11 protein-coding genes and 1 other RNA gene are annotated in these 13,667 nt (G+C 60.8%); 5 read left to right on the top strand and 7 right to left on the bottom strand.

Going from position 1 to position 13,667, the window contains the following annotated elements:
• Positions 1-141: 141 nt before the first annotated feature.
• A complete protein-coding gene (locus CD351_RS05565; RefSeq protein WP_234027245.1) occupies positions 142-1,053 on the bottom strand; it encodes a TorF family putative porin in 912 nt (303 codons plus the stop codon).
• Between the two features lie 381 nt (positions 1,054-1,434).
• Between CD351_RS05565 and CD351_RS05560 the strand changes: the two genes are divergently transcribed.
• The 3 genes from CD351_RS05560 to CD351_RS05550 all read left to right on the top strand — a co-directional run bounded on the left by CD351_RS05560 (position 1,435) and on the right by CD351_RS05550 (position 7,374).
• Complete coding sequence (locus CD351_RS05560; protein ID WP_111991678.1) at positions 1,435-2,241, top strand: metallophosphoesterase family protein; 807 nt, start codon at positions 1,435-1,437, stop codon at positions 2,239-2,241.
• A 64-nt stretch (positions 2,242-2,305) separates the two neighbouring features.
• Entirely contained in the window at positions 2,306-3,616 is a 1,311-nt protein-coding gene (locus CD351_RS05555) for a UDP-glucose/GDP-mannose dehydrogenase family protein (protein WP_111991677.1), read from the top strand.
• A gap of 233 nt (positions 3,617-3,849) precedes the next feature.
• Positions 3,850-7,374, top strand: a complete 3,525-nt coding sequence (locus tag CD351_RS05550; RefSeq protein ID WP_111991676.1) for an autotransporter domain-containing protein — start codon at positions 3,850-3,852, stop codon at positions 7,372-7,374.
• A gap of 87 nt (positions 7,375-7,461) precedes the next feature.
• On the opposite strand, the gene CD351_RS05545 is transcribed toward CD351_RS05550, so the two are convergent.
• From CD351_RS05545 to CD351_RS05520, 6 genes are all read right to left on the bottom strand, one after another.
• On the bottom strand, positions 7,462-8,286 hold the full coding sequence (locus CD351_RS05545; protein WP_234027244.1) for a hypothetical protein: 825 nt from the start codon (positions 8,284-8,286) through the stop codon (positions 7,462-7,464).
• A 39-nt stretch (positions 8,287-8,325) separates the two neighbouring features.
• Positions 8,326-8,754, bottom strand: an RNA gene (gene rnpB, locus CD351_RS05540) — RNase P RNA component class A.
• A 7-nt stretch (positions 8,755-8,761) separates the two neighbouring features.
• The gene (locus CD351_RS05535) at positions 8,762-9,700 is read right to left on the bottom strand and encodes a DUF4350 domain-containing protein (RefSeq protein ID WP_111991674.1); all 939 of its coding nucleotides are present in this window, start codon (positions 9,698-9,700) and stop codon (positions 8,762-8,764) included.
• A complete protein-coding gene (locus CD351_RS05530; protein WP_111993613.1) occupies positions 9,697-10,416 on the bottom strand; it encodes an N-acetylmuramoyl-L-alanine amidase in 720 nt (239 codons plus the stop codon). Before CD351_RS05530 ends, CD351_RS05535 begins: the two co-directional genes overlap by 4 nt.
• A 41-nt stretch (positions 10,417-10,457) precedes the next feature.
• Positions 10,458-11,111 (bottom strand): histidine phosphotransferase family protein, encoded by a 654-nt coding sequence (locus CD351_RS05525; protein WP_111991673.1) that lies wholly within the window; start codon positions 11,109-11,111, stop codon positions 10,458-10,460.
• A 155-nt stretch (positions 11,112-11,266) separates the two neighbouring features.
• Positions 11,267-11,662, bottom strand: a complete 396-nt coding sequence (locus CD351_RS05520) for a Mov34/MPN/PAD-1 family protein (protein ID WP_111991672.1) — start codon at positions 11,660-11,662, stop codon at positions 11,267-11,269.
• Positions 11,663-11,678: 16 nt separating this feature from the next.
• Here CD351_RS05520 and CD351_RS05515 point away from each other — a divergent pair, with 16 nt between their 5' ends.
• The gene (locus CD351_RS05515; protein WP_111991671.1) at positions 11,679-12,632 is read left to right on the top strand and encodes an RluA family pseudouridine synthase; all 954 of its coding nucleotides are present in this window, start codon (positions 11,679-11,681) and stop codon (positions 12,630-12,632) included.
• Positions 12,633-12,764: 132 nt separating this feature from the next.
• Positions 12,765-13,661, top strand: coding sequence for an RNA polymerase sigma factor RpoH (gene rpoH / locus CD351_RS05510; RefSeq protein ID WP_111991670.1), 897 nt, complete (start codon positions 12,765-12,767; stop codon positions 13,659-13,661).
• Positions 13,662-13,667 lie beyond the last annotated feature (6 nt).

Below are 13,667 nucleotides of genomic sequence, written 5' to 3'. Positions count from 1 at the left end.
TTCGCGTGCCGAGTTAAGGGTGCCCGAAGACTGTCGCAAGGGCGCGGGTTTCTCAAACGGAAAGAGCGCGAGACCAGCGAGGCCCCGCGCTCCGTTCCTCCCGCTTACCCGCGGGCTATCCGGTTTTGACAACTTGCGGCGTCAGAAGCTCGCGCTGAGCGTTGCGACGACAGTCGCGTCGGTGAAATCGTACTGGCCGGGAAGGAACGAGCCTTCGGCCTCGACGTAGGCGACGCTGGCCGAGAAGTTCCCGCCAAGCCCGACGCTCGCACCAAGCGACCAATCGAAAGCCTTGCTGTCATTGGTGAATGTCAGCGAACCGTCGGTGTATCCCAGGTGCCCATCAATCGAGACCGGCGTGCCCGGAACAGCCACGCTGAGATCGGTGTAGAGGTAGAGGTTGTCATCGGTCCCCCCGCCGAAATCGAGGCCATCCTGGCCCGGCGCATAGGCGATGCCGGTGGTGGCCGATGCCGGACCGAGCGAGAAGCCAAGCGACCCGTACACCTCGTAATAGTCAAAGTCGCCTGCCGGAGCATCAGGATAGGTGTAGGCGATGAAGCCAACATCGACAGAAACTGCGTCAGAGACACTGCCGCTCCAGCCGCCGTAAAGGTCAAGCTCAAGCGAACCGTATCCGACGGTGTCCTCGTCGAGGTTCGATGCCCATGTGCCGACATAGAAGCCGGATGAATGGCTGACATCGAAACCGCCTTGAACGGCCAGTTCGCCGCCCGACAGGTCGACCCCGCGGAAACGATACTCGCTCGCAAGGGCTATGTTGGCGGAGAAGGTCAGACCACTTTCGCCAGCCATGGCACTGGCCGTGTCCACGATGGGCTGGATTGCCCTATCTACGTTCGACGCAGTCTGGGTGGAAAGGACAAGCTCGGCACCTTGCGCACCGTTATTGTCGAGTGCGGCGGAGGCCGCAATGAGTTCTTCACTTATAGCGCCATCATTATCGGCAGTTTCAGCGAAAGCGGGCGCGGCGGTAACCAGAGCACCCGCAGAGAGGATTGCAGCCGTGAGGCCGCGGATGGACGTGAGCATGACAACTTCCTTGTTTGTGTTGTTGCTTCGTCCCACCTGCACATTCGACGGTTGCGTATTATTGTGAGCAATCTCAGCCAAATGCGAAACAATCGTGCACGCTTATGCTGCATAGCACAAGAGAAATTGCGCGCGTCTCCCCAATCCCACACTGGTGTGGAGTTTTTGCATCATATCGGGAAGGCCTCTACCCCGCGCGGATCGCTGAATTTTCTGCCTGTGCACGGGATCGGTGGTGCCTGACGGCGCGCACTCAGTTGCCGTTCAGATGGTATGCGACTAAAGGCACACGCTTTCGAAAATTCACCCCGACCCGGCGCACGATTTGCGTCGCGATAAGAATGTAAACCCATCGTCGATAGGACGACCAAAGACGCAACGATGTTCAATGCACTTCGCAAGATGTTCGGCCCCAAGCCACAGCCGCGCCATCCGGCAGTGCCGCCGGGTACGCGCTATTATGTGATTGGCGACATTCACGGACGACGTGACCTTTACCGTGCGATGATCGATGCCATCGAGGAGGATGATCGCGGGCGCGGCGAATGCGATTCGCAAGTCATCCTGCTCGGAGACCTTGTGGATCGGGGCCCCGACAGCGCGGGCGTCGTATCTGACACTCGGGAATGGCAGGGCAAACGATCCGTCCGCGTCCTTGCTGGCAATCATGAAGAGATGCTGCTCGATTCATTCGAGAAGCCCGAAGTGCTGCGGCATTTCCTCAAACATGGCGGGCGTGAGACGGTCATGAGCTATGGCTTGTCCAAGAAACAGTTCAATGCGCTGACGCTGGAAGAGCTGTTCGATCTGTTGCCCGATCTCATCCCGCAGTCGGAGCGTGACTACATCGCCGGGTTCGAAGAAATGATCGTCGCCGGCGACTATCTGTTTGTCCATGCCGGCATCGATCCGACCCTACCGTTGGACGAACAAAGCCGCCGTGACCTGCTCTGGATCAGGGACCGCTTTCTCAATCACCAGGGCGCGCTCGACAAGGTTGTGGTCCATGGCCACACGATCTTTGACCGGGTCATGGATTGCGGCAACCGGATCGGGATAGACACTGGCGCTTTTCGCTCAGGTGTGCTTACGGCGCTCGTGCTTGAGGCCGATCAACGCCGGGTCATTCAGGCGATCGCGGCGCAGAACGGCCCGATAGAAATCTTCCACGGGGAACGACCCCAGTAACAGGCGCCGCCGCGGCTCAGGACCGAGCCTGTGCAGGCCAAGGATTTATAAGGAATAGCCATCCATGAAAATTGCAATGGTCGGGTCAGGTTATGTCGGACTCGTATCCGGGGCATGTTTTGCAGACTTCGGACATGATGTGGTCTGCATCGACAAGGATCAGGGCAAGATCGACCGTCTGCATGACGGTATCATGCCGATTTACGAACCGGGCCTCGATGCGCTGGTCGAAAGCAATGTGAAGGCTGGCCGCCTGTCCTTCACGACCTCGCTCGCCGAAGGGATCAAGGACGCCGCCGCGATCTTCATCGCGGTCGGTACGCCCAGCCGCCGAGGCGATGGTCATGCAGACCTTTCCTTCGTTTATGCCGTCGCGAACGAGATCGGCGAGAGCCTTTCGAACGACGCGGTCGTAGTCACCAAATCGACCGTCCCGGTAGGCACCGGCGACGAGGTTGAGCGCATTCTCAAAGAATCGGGCACATCGCATCGCTTCTCTGTCGTCTCGAACCCCGAATTCCTTCGCGAGGGCGCTGCGATCGGCGACTTCAAGCGCCCCGACCGGATCGTGATCGGTGCCGAGGACGATTTCGGCCGCGATGTCATGCGCGAGGTTTATCGCCCGCTCTTCCTGAACGAATCGCCGATCCTCTTCACCTCGCGGCGCACCAGCGAGCTGATCAAGTATGCAGCCAACGCTTTCCTCGCGACCAAGATCACCTTCATCAACGAAATGGCCGATCTGTGCGAAAAAGTTGGTGCAAACGTGCAGGATGTCAGCCGCGGGATAGGGATGGACAACCGCATCGGTCCGAAATTCCTCCACGCTGGTCCCGGCTATGGCGGCTCTTGCTTCCCCAAGGACACGCTGGCCTTGCTCAAGACCGCAGAGGATTACGACAGCCCCACCCGCATCATCGAAGCGGTGGTCAAGGTCAATGACAGCCGCAAGCGCGCCATGGGGCGCAAGGTGCTCGACGCGCTTGGCGGCGGTGACGATGCACGCGGCAAGAAGGTCGCGCTGCTCGGCCTTACGTTCAAACCCAATACCGACGATATGCGAGATTCCCCTGCGATCGCAGTGGCTCAGACGCTGACCGATGCAGGCGTCGAGGTGTCTGCCTTCGATCCTGAAGGTATGGAACAGGCAAAACCGCTGATGCCCGCCGTGACTATGTGCGATGATCCCTATGCAGCGATCAAGGACGCCGATGTTGTCGTGATTGTGACGGAGTGGGATGCATTTCGTGCGCTCGACCTGTCGCGGGTAAAGGATTTCGCGAAAGCTCCGGTGCTGGTCGACCTGCGCAACATCTACAACCCGGAAGACGTGCGCGCCGCCGGTTTCTCTTATGCGAGCATCGGTCGAGACTGAGGTGAACCGGGCCTATCGAGGGTTCGGCAATTTTGACAATCTGAGAGCGGGATTTGAGCAATTATTGCCAAGTCCCGCTTTTTCATTTGCAAAGCCGCATTGCATGCAATGCAAGCCGTTGATGCGACAGAACATATTTGAACTATATTTGACAACGGGGCTTCAGAATCACTTAACAAAGCGCTAATCTGCTCACTCGGGGTAACTTTCTTATCAAGAACGAGGGGCTAATCATGACAAATCGTGCTTTCCTATCCGGCGTTGGGCTCGCAGCGCTTGCCGGAGCGCTTACAGCTGCACCGGCGCATGCATCCGGGGGCGAAACGGGCGAATTTTTGCTCGACGGCGAAGAACTGGGCGAGATTTCCGACTATCGCCTTCCGCTTGGCGTTGCGAGTGCTGCGACGCCGCGCTCCGCGGCTCCCGCGATCAGCACGACAGCTCCGGTAGACAGTTTTGCCGGTTTTCGACTGACACCGCGCAGCACGCTTGATCTTACGTTCGATCCCAACATGCTACTCGACGCAAGTTTCACCGGCACCACAGGCGACAATATCGATCGCGACATTTTCGTTCGTGACGATGTCGGCCTCGACGCATCATTCGACGCCGCCGATACGCAGCCTTCGGTTGTGCAGATGTTTATTGGCCGCGCTTCCGATGGTCGGGTTTTCCTCAATTGCACGGGCAGCCTGATCAACCCGCGTACGATCCTGACCGCAGCGCACTGCGTCAACTTCTTCCCATCCGAGATCTATGGAACGCCGGAAAGCGGTTCGCCCTTCGCAATCCTGATCGGCACCGGTCCTGACACGGAGCCGCAGCGCAACGCATTTGTCAATGAAGGCGCGAGCTACTCCGAAGGCGGTCTTGCGACCAGCACCGACGTGGTCATTCACCCGTCCGCGAACCAGGAAAATGGCGGATTGCCATTCCCGTTCGCAGACATTGCCCTGATCGCTGTGGATGAGCCGATCACGGATATCCCGGCGCTTCCTATTCTGCTCACCCCGCTGACCGAGCTCACGCATGTTGTGCAGGTCGGTTACGGATCCTTCGGCACGGCGCTGGGCGGCCCGGGTGAAGGTAGCGACTTCCTGCGCCGCGTTGGCGAAAACATGCTCGGAGCGCTCGGATCGCTTGCCAATTTCGACGATGTGGTGTTCTCTGGCTTCGGTTCGAGTGCAGAACGCGGCAGTATCACCCAGCCCTACTACTTCACCGACTTCGACTGGCCGGATCGCGACATTGCGGGCTTCGATGGATGCGATTTCAACGGCTTTGGCCCTGAATGCGTGACCATTGGCGACGTCATTTCGACCGACTGGTTCGATGGCGATGCGCTCCCACGCGAAGTCGGCACCGCGCCCGGTGACAGTGGCTCGCCGCTTATTGCCGACGTCGCTTACGACTTCCCTGTCGCAATCGCTGTCCTTAGCGGCGGCATCAGCTTCTTCGACCTGAGCTTCGCCGGACTGACCAACCCGTACGGCGACATCAGCTTCTACAACCCGATCTATCCGTTCTTCCAGTTCATCAGCGAGAACACGGCCTACAAGTACGTTTCGGCCAAGCGCGGGAACGGGAACTGGTCTGACCCTGACCACTGGACGCAGGATCTCGATCCGGGCTTCTTCATCGACGATGGCACCGGCACGCTTGTCAACGGCCTTCCCGAAGGTGAAGAGAACGGCATCTTCGAAGTCGGCAATTCGATCGGCACCGTCCTTGGCGTCGACATTTCGGAGCTGCCCGAAATCGTCTCGCCCTTCGGTCCGCAGCCTGGCGATCCGAACTTCGGCAGCAACCTGCCTGAAAGCTCGGTCCTGCTTGGCCCGGGTTCAACCGGCTTCGTTCCAAACAACACCGACGGAACGCCCGGGACCGCCTTTGCCAATCCGGCTCAGTATTTCGAAGTCCACTTGAACCAGCGCGGCCGCACCACGGTCGACATGGATGTCGAGATCGACAAGCTGGTGATCGACAATGAGCGCGCGACCTTCCTTCTCGGGTCGGGCTTCGACTTCACCTCGCTGATTGGTGTCGAACAGTTCAGCGGCACGTCGGACATCAGCGGCACGCTCAACACACCGATGTATACGCTGGCGGGCGGACTGCTCTCGGGCCGCAACGGTGTCATCAACACCAATGTCCTGATGAACGTAGCCGGCCTGGTGAGCGCTGGCGGCAATCGCGGGGTCAGCACGATGACCATCAACGGCGATTACGTCCAGACCAGCGGCGCTGGCCTTTACGCCAACTTCCAGGGCGGAACGCGCAACCGGATTTCGAACGACTTCTACGACATTTCGGGACTTGCAGTGCTCGATGGCACCCTGCTTCTCGAAGCGCGTGGTCGCCGGGTCCGCAATGGATCTGAATTCGCGATCCTTTCGGCAGGTGAGATCGACGGCGACTTTGCCGAAACGATCTTCCTCTCGAACTCGCCGATCCTGACCGCGTCGAGCCGGGTGGAAGGCAACGAGGTGCTTGTCACCATCGGCGCGCGTTCGATCCGTGACCTGTTCAGCAACAATCGCAGCCTTCGTAACCTCGGCGGCGCGCTCGACACGATTCGTGCCACGCGCTTCAACGAGTTTGCCGACATGTTCGCGATTGTCGACAACGCCACGTTCGAAACGCTCGGGGCAACGCTTGGCGCCCTGACCCCGGTCAGCGCGTTCAGCCAGACCTTCACCGCGAACAGCTTCTCGCAGCGCTTCACCGGCCAGATCGCACAGCGCACGCTCGCGCTGCGTGGCGGTTCGATGGCAGCGGGCGGCTTTAGCGCTGCAGGGAATGCCGCTTACGCCATCAACGGCACCACGCCTGCCGAAACCGGCAAGCTCGGCGTCTTCGGCAGCGCCTCCGGCGTCTATCTCAACAATGGCCAGCAGGGCGGACTGCTCGGCAATGGTCTTGGTGCCTTTGGCAGCCAGGGCGTTGCCAGCACCCAGCTGGGAGCGAGCGCGCTCGAACAGACCGCTCTGACCCAGGCCGGTGAGATGACGGTTGGTGTCGATATGGCCCTTTCCGAAGGCTTCAGCTTCGGTGTGGCCGTGTCGAACATTCAGTCGAGCCGCCAGACGGTGAACCCGCTCCAGCCTGAGGCAGACCGCAGCCAGTCGGTCGCAATCTACGCGACCTACTCGGATGGCGGCCTGTTCGCAGACGGCTATGCCGGGACCGCTGACCAGCGCTTCGGCGCAGAGCGGGCTAGCGGCGGCGACTTTGCCAGCTACTTCGCGAATGCCGTAGCCCAGTCCGATGCGCGCCAGACCTTTGGCGGCATGCGCCTTGGTTACGCCTTCGACATCGCGAAGGGTCTGGAAGTGGGTCCGGTGGCAAGCCTCGATTACGTGCGCAGCTCCATCGGTGGCTATGACGAAATCGGTGCTGGTGGCTTCGGCCTCTCGGTTGCAGATCGCACCTTTACCTCGCTTGGCGCGAAAGCCGGTGCGATGGCCTCTTTCGACATCGCCGTCAGCGAGACCAGCATCATCCGGGCCTTCGGTTCGGTCGCCTATGCAAGCGAAATGGCCGACAATGCCGACGTTGTGACGGCGCACTTCTTCGGTGCGTCCGACACGCCGTTCAGCATCGCCAACGAGCTCGACACCCAGTGGATGAGCGTGAATGCCGGTGCAGAAATGGAGGTCGGCACGAACCTCAACGCGCAGGTCTCGTTCACCAGCGACATGGGCCGCGGTCTGCTTTCGAACGATCAGGGCCGCGTCTCGCTGATCTGGAAGTTCTAAGCTTCGACCGACCTTACCGGTCACACGAAAAGGCCGGGCTCTGCGCACCGCAGGGCCCGGCCTTTTCCTTTGTGGATCAAGTCGGGATCAGAAGCCGAGCCAGTGCTTCCGGTTGCCCGACTGCGAGAGGCCGAGCACCAAAGCAAGCAACACCAGCACGCCGCTGAACATGCAGGCATAGGCGATCGACGATGCCTCTTGCCCGCCGCGGAAGTAGATCGCCAGCAGCGCCCAGCAGAATACCAGCGCGTACCATGGGTTCCCGCGCGAACGCACCACCGCAAGGCTGGCAATCACGCCGCCAATCGCGACCATTGCGGCTGCGGCTAACGGGTATTCGAAACCTCCGCCGATGCCATAATAGACGAGGGTGGCCGAGATGTTGACGATGCTCGCCGCCGTAAGCCACGCGGCAAGCGCGCTCAGCACGAGAGCGCCGAACCAGCGTTCTGCACCGGACAACCAGGCCTGCTCGCTCAATCTGCGCAGGCAAACGAGCAATCCAGTCAGCGATGCAAGGATGATGACGGCCGAGATCGCGGTGAGGTTGGCGAACTGCGTATAGGTCGCCCACACACCCTGCGCGGCGAGCGCTATCGCTGCGGGCCAGGCAATTGTGTTGAGCAACCGGTTGGTGCGCTGGCGCGGCAAGACCTGCCAAATCGCGAACACTGCCGATCCCAGAAACAGCGGACCCCAGATGGCGAACGCCCAGCCAGACGGCGTGATCAACGTGCGAACGCTATCGGAACGATCCCCGATCGGATCGCCCAGCCCCAGCTGCGGCAGGAAGGTTGCGCCAATCTGGACGAACACTGCGACAAGCACAGCAAGGCGCTGGGTCGTCGGGCGAAGCACGGTCGGTTCTTTCATGATGTACCAATGGCCGGGCCGCTTGCCAGTTCCGGGCATGGACCACAAACTCGCCAGAGATACGGCGGCGTTTGAAGTGCATCAGGGGGCGTCATAAGCCGGGTTCTGTCTCCGCAGCCGGTATCTTTCGACCAGCGCTGCGGCGGCAGCCATTCATCTGGGCCGCATGTTGCCACGCGGCTCAAGCAGCCAACCCGGGCCTCTCGGAGCGAAGCGCTCCTGCCCTGACCATCAAAGGCCGGGCGCGAGGCCCCTATTTGGCCTTGCTCCGGGTGGGGTTTGCCATGCGGAGCCTGTTACCAGACCCCCGGTGCGCTCTTGCCGCACCCTTTCACCCTTGCCTGTGCCCCGGAACGGGTCCGGGGCCATCGGCGGTATACTCTCTGTGGCACTTTCCCTGAGCTTGGTCCCGAAAGACCTCGCCCGGCGGGCGTTACCCGCCACCCTTGCTTCGTGGAGCCCGGACTTTCCTCGCGGTATAAACCACGCGGCTGCCTCAGCCCCCTGATGCCGCCTAGTTAGGCGGGGAATCGCTGTCTGCCAAGCTTTGCGCGTCGGACACCCTGCGCGCCAGCCAGTCGAGGATGTTGAGAACGTAAGCTTCGTTGTCTGCCTCGGTCACGGCGATACGGGTTTCAGGCTTCCCGCGCTGGATCTGCGCGGTGAACATCGCCGCCTCTCCCGATACGACGATGCGCCCTTGTCCGTATTCCATCGCAAGCGCCTGAACGCGCGTCGATACATCGACGCCCTCTTCACCACCGTCAACATAGGCGTTGACCGCATCGCGGCTGGCAAACTCGGCAGCATCATCGGGCAGCAGCAGGAGTGGCACCGCCCCTGCAGGAGCGCTGAGTGACTGGCCCAGAAAGCTGCGAACGCGCGAGACAATTCGCTCTGGCCGTGTGGCCCTGCCGGTTGTTATCGGGTGATCTCCCAAAAGCTCGCCGCCAAAATCTATCGTGCCCGATACATTGTCAGGCGGACCGGTAACGACAAACCCATCACCCATCCCGACGCCGAAACGCTCAGCCAGCGAGCTTGCATGGCCGCCAAACGGCGCATGGTCGGCGATCAGCAACAGCGACCCGCCACCTTCGACCCAATCGACAACTGCGTCTATCTCTGCGGTTTCCAGCGGCTTGCCCGCATTCGCAATGACGAGAATGTCCATTGAGAGATTGCCAGCGGTCAGCGGCTCATCGGTTGAAGCCACTTGATACCCGCCGTGGCTGGCAAGTTTGGCAAAGGGTGCAAACCGTCCCGCGATCTGGTGAAAGTTCGAATGGCCGGCATCCACGACGAGCGTCGGGTTTTCACCTTCCCATTGCGGCGCGGCGATGGCCGGAGCGTAATCCGGATCGGCGATTTGCTGGGTGTAGAGAAGCCAGCTTCCTGCGACGATTATCGCGATGGCAACAAGCACCGCGGCAAGGGTCGCGATCCGTTTCACCGCGCAGCGCCCCGGTCGCGTTCAAGCAGCAGGTGCCAGAGGATCGCCCCCAATTGCGCATCAGGCTTGCCCTCGATGCGTTCGGGCCGCCAGCGCCTTTCGAACGCCTCGATTGCCTTGCGACCCTCGGTGATGTCGTAGCCATAACGCTCGAGCGCGAGGATGAAGGCCCCGGCATTGTGAAACGGGTCGGTGCGCTCGATCTTGTGAGGCGTGGGCAGGCACAGGCCATATTCGGCGAGACGGTCCCATGGGAACAGTTCGCCGGGGTCGATCTTGCGGATCGGTGCGACATCGGAATGGCCAACGACATTGGCCCGCGGAATGTCGTATTGCTTCACGATCCGCGCCACCAGCGGGACAAGCGCTTTGAACTGCGCTTCGGAAAAGCCGCGATATCCGCCGTTTTCGTCCGTATGTCCGGGATGGTCCAGCTCGATCCCGATGCTGGCGGAATTCACGTCCTTGATGCCGCGCCAGTAACTCGCGCCTGCGTGCCAGGCCCGCTTTTCCTCCGAGACGAGCTGTATGACCTCTCCCTCTTCGGTGATCAGGTAATGAGCGCTCACGCCCGCTTCGGGATCGGTGAGCTTTTCAAGCGCGGTCTCAACCGGTCTCATCTCGGTGTAGTGCAGCACCAGCATGTTGATCGGCAACGAGCGGTCGCCGAAATTGGGTGAAGGCACGACCCGGTGGACGAGCTCGCTCACTTCCATGTCGCGCCATTCGGCGCCCCCCGGTTCGCCAGCGCCTGAACTCACCCTATCATGCCCTCCGGTTCGGGCAGCACCGCGCCAAGCACCAGCGCATCGTCGCTGAGCGCATATTGCAGGCCCCCGCCCATTTCACCGGCGACCAGCGCAATCATGTGCGCAGCTGCGGTCCGGCTGGATATGTCGGATGCGGAAAGCTCGCCCTGAAGCGCTCGCCCGATGGTTTCGTCGAAAGCGATCCGGGGACCAGCGGCGCGGGCGACGATCTCGATGTTTCCGTCACGCTTCTCGGCCCCGATATCAAGCGTGCCGCCCCGAACCAGTGCGTCGAGTGCGATGTGCGCCAAGTTGAGCATTACCTTCACGGCGGGCTTGGGAAGCGTGCTTTCGGCCAGCGCCCAGTTCACCTCGACCCGCTTGGCATCGGATGCGAGGGCGCCGATCACCTCCTGCGCTTCCTCGACCGGCACGTTCTCGCCAAAGCCGCCTGCCGCGCCGAAAGCGAGGCGGAAGAACTTGAGCTTGTCCGTACTGATCTTGGCGCTCTGTTCGAGCAGCTCAATGCAGCGTTCGCGCATTTCGGAGTCGGTTTCGTCGGCAAGAAGCTCAAGCCCGTTTGAAAGGGCGCCGACCGGCGAAAGCATGTCATGGCACAGCCGCGAGCAAAGGAGAGCGGCAAGATCGGTTTGCGAAGTCATTCAGCTTTCTCGTGGGTATTCTGAAACATGGACCGCATGTTACACGGTCCTAGGGATAAAAGGCGAAGGTTGCCAGAAGGTGCGAGATTGGCTCCACACTTGCTGACAAGCGGATGATCGAAGGCAGGTGATTGGGGCCAAAACATGCCTCGTGTCTAGTCCCCGGTGAGTGAGTAGGAAAGCGGCTCGAACACGCTTGGTGCGGCGCGCCAGAATGTTATCGTCTCCCCGTTGCCAATCGCCCAGATCTTCCCGTCGCCTGCCGCCATGGCAATGTCGGTCGGCGAAGGTTCGGGCGGGCCTTGGGGGTGCGAATGGAAATAGCCCAGCACTTCGGGCCCACCCGTGCGCGCTTCACGGTGAGCGTCGATCAGCGCCTGCGCCTCGATCTCGAAATGGGTCTCGGGCGAAGAATGGACGTTGGCCGTCTCGCGAAACGCGGTGATGCGCGATCCCTCGCCAAGCATGATCCCGCACGCTTCGCGCGGATAGGCAGCGATGGCCGCATCGCGCATGGCCTCAAGAGCCTCTCTTGTCACTTCGATAGCCATCGCGCATGGCCATACCATGCCCGCAGAAGAAATCATCACCGGCACAACTCTGACCGCCGCCCGGCTCGACAAGGCGCTTGCCGATGCGACCGAGCTGAGCCGCGCGCGGGTTCAGGCATTGATTGCCGAGCGCCGGGTCGAGGTCGATAATGAGCCAGCAAGCTCGCCCAGCGCCAGGATTGCCGAGGGCACGAATTTCCGCATCACGGTGCCTGCCGCCGCCGAGGCCGAGGCGCGACCCCAGGACATTGCGCTCGATGTGGCTTATGAGGACGAATACCTGATCATCGTCAACAAGCCTGCTGGCATGGTCGTCCACCCCGCAGCCGGGAACCCGGACGGAACGCTTGTCAACGCGCTGCTCCACCACTGCAGGGGCCAGCTTTCCGGCATCGGCGGCGTGGCGCGTCCGGGTATCGTCCACCGGATCGACAAGGACACGTCCGGCCTGTTGGTCGTCGCGAAATCAGACAAGGCGCATGAGGGTCTGGCCGCGCAATTTGCCGAGCACAGCGTGCATCGCCGATATCTGGCCGTTTGCGGGGGCCACCCCAATCCGGCGCAAGGCACAATTGACGAAAAGCTGGGACGATCGGACGCCAACAGAAAGAAAATGGCGGTCCTGCCAAAGAATTCCTCACGCGGTAAACACGCCGTCACGCATTATAAGGTTCTCCAGCGGCTGAACGCTGCTGCATTGATCGAATGCCGCCTTGAAACGGGCCGGACCCACCAGGTTCGCGTTCACTGTGCGTCAATCGGTCATGCGCTATTAGGAGACCCGATTTATGGCAGAACCCCGAAGGGCTTAAAGCCCCTGCTGTCACAGCTGAAATTCGCACGACAGGCGCTCCATGCCGCAGAGTTGGGCTTCAATCACCCGATCCTTGGCCAAGAACTCCGGTTTTGCGCGGATTTACCGGCGGACATGCAGGAACTAATCGACGAACTTGGTTGTTCTAATCGATGAAACGCGCACCCTTTTTCGCAGAAAGCTCGTATATAGAGTGGGCCTGCCATACAGGTAACCTCGTGGCCCAAAGAATCGGATGCCCATCAGGGGTCCGGCGAAAGCGGCCGACAAAGAAAGGTTGGAAGAAACGTGAGCAAAGCAACTGTCCCGGCGCTCAGTGGAGAGCAGAGCCTCAACCGCTATCTGTCGGAAATCAAGAAATATCCGGTGCTTACCGCTGAGCAGGAATACATGCTCGCCAAGCGCTATGCCGAACATGAAGACCCCGAAGCCGCTTCGCAGCTCGTTTCGAGCCACCTGCGTCTCGTCGCGAAGATCGCGATGGGTTACCGCGGCTATGGCCTGCCTGTCAGCGACCTCATTTCCGAAGGGAATGTGGGCCTGATGCAGGGCGTCAAGAAGTTCGAACCCGATCGCGGTTTCCGCCTCGCGACCTACGCGATGTGGTGGATCAAGGCGTCGATCCAGGAATATATCCTGCGTTCGTGGAGCCTCGTGAAAATGGGCACAACCGCTGCCCAGAAAAAGCTGTTCTTCAACCTTCGCCGGATGAAGAAGCAGCTCGAAGCCTACGAAGATTCCGACCTGCATCCCGATGACGTGACCAAGATCGCGACCGATCTGGGCGTGCCCGAGCAGGAAGTCGTCAACATGAACCGCCGGATGATGATGGGCGGCGACGGCTCGCTCAACACGCCGATGCGCAATGGCGAGGAAGGCTCTGGCGAATGGCAGGACTGGCTGACCGACGATCGCCCGCTTCAGGACGAAACCGTCGCGGACGCCGAGGAAGCCGAAGTTCGCCACGAAATGCTTCAGGAAGCGATGGGCTCGCTCAATGAGCGCGAGCAGCACATCCTGACCGAACGCCGCCTGACGGAAAAACCGCAGACGCTGGAAGAGCTTTCGCAGGTCTACGACGTGTCACGCGAACGCATCCGTCAGATCGAAGTGCGCGCGTTTGAAAAGCTGCAAAAAGCGATGCAGCGGATCGCGGGCGAACGTCTACTGCCCGGAGTTGCCTGACGCGTG

This window comes from Erythrobacter sp. KY5, from assembly GCF_003264115.1.
In the GTDB taxonomy this organism is placed as follows: Bacteria; Pseudomonadota; Alphaproteobacteria; order Sphingomonadales; family Sphingomonadaceae; genus Erythrobacter.
The sequence above is the reverse complement of the archived record's forward strand: the minus strand, read 5'-3'. Positions and strand labels throughout refer to the sequence as shown.

Bases quoted from the DNA above. Each gene is read 5' to 3' on its own strand.
- CD351_RS05565 (WP_234027245.1), bottom strand. From the start codon at position 1,053: ATGCTCACGTCCATCCGCGGCCTCACGGCTGCAATCCTCTCTGCGGGT.
- CD351_RS05560 (WP_111991678.1), top strand. From the start codon at position 1,435: ATGTTCAATGCACTTCGCAAGATGTTCGGCCCCAAGCCACAGCCGCGC.
- CD351_RS05555 (WP_111991677.1), top strand. From the start codon at position 2,306: ATGAAAATTGCAATGGTCGGGTCAGGTTATGTCGGACTCGTATCCGGG.
- CD351_RS05550 (WP_111991676.1), top strand. From the start codon at position 3,850: ATGACAAATCGTGCTTTCCTATCCGGCGTTGGGCTCGCAGCGCTTGCC.
- CD351_RS05545 (WP_234027244.1), bottom strand. From the start codon at position 8,286: ATGCCCGGAACTGGCAAGCGGCCCGGCCATTGGTACATCATGAAAGAA.
- CD351_RS05530 (WP_111993613.1), bottom strand. From the start codon at position 10,416: ATGGAAGTGAGCGAGCTCGTCCACCGGGTCGTGCCTTCACCCAATTTC.
- CD351_RS05525 (WP_111991673.1), bottom strand. From the start codon at position 11,111: ATGACTTCGCAAACCGATCTTGCCGCTCTCCTTTGCTCGCGGCTGTGC.
- CD351_RS05520 (WP_111991672.1), bottom strand. From the start codon at position 11,662: ATGGCTATCGAAGTGACAAGAGAGGCTCTTGAGGCCATGCGCGATGCG.
- CD351_RS05515 (WP_111991671.1), top strand. From the start codon at position 11,679: ATGCCCGCAGAAGAAATCATCACCGGCACAACTCTGACCGCCGCCCGG.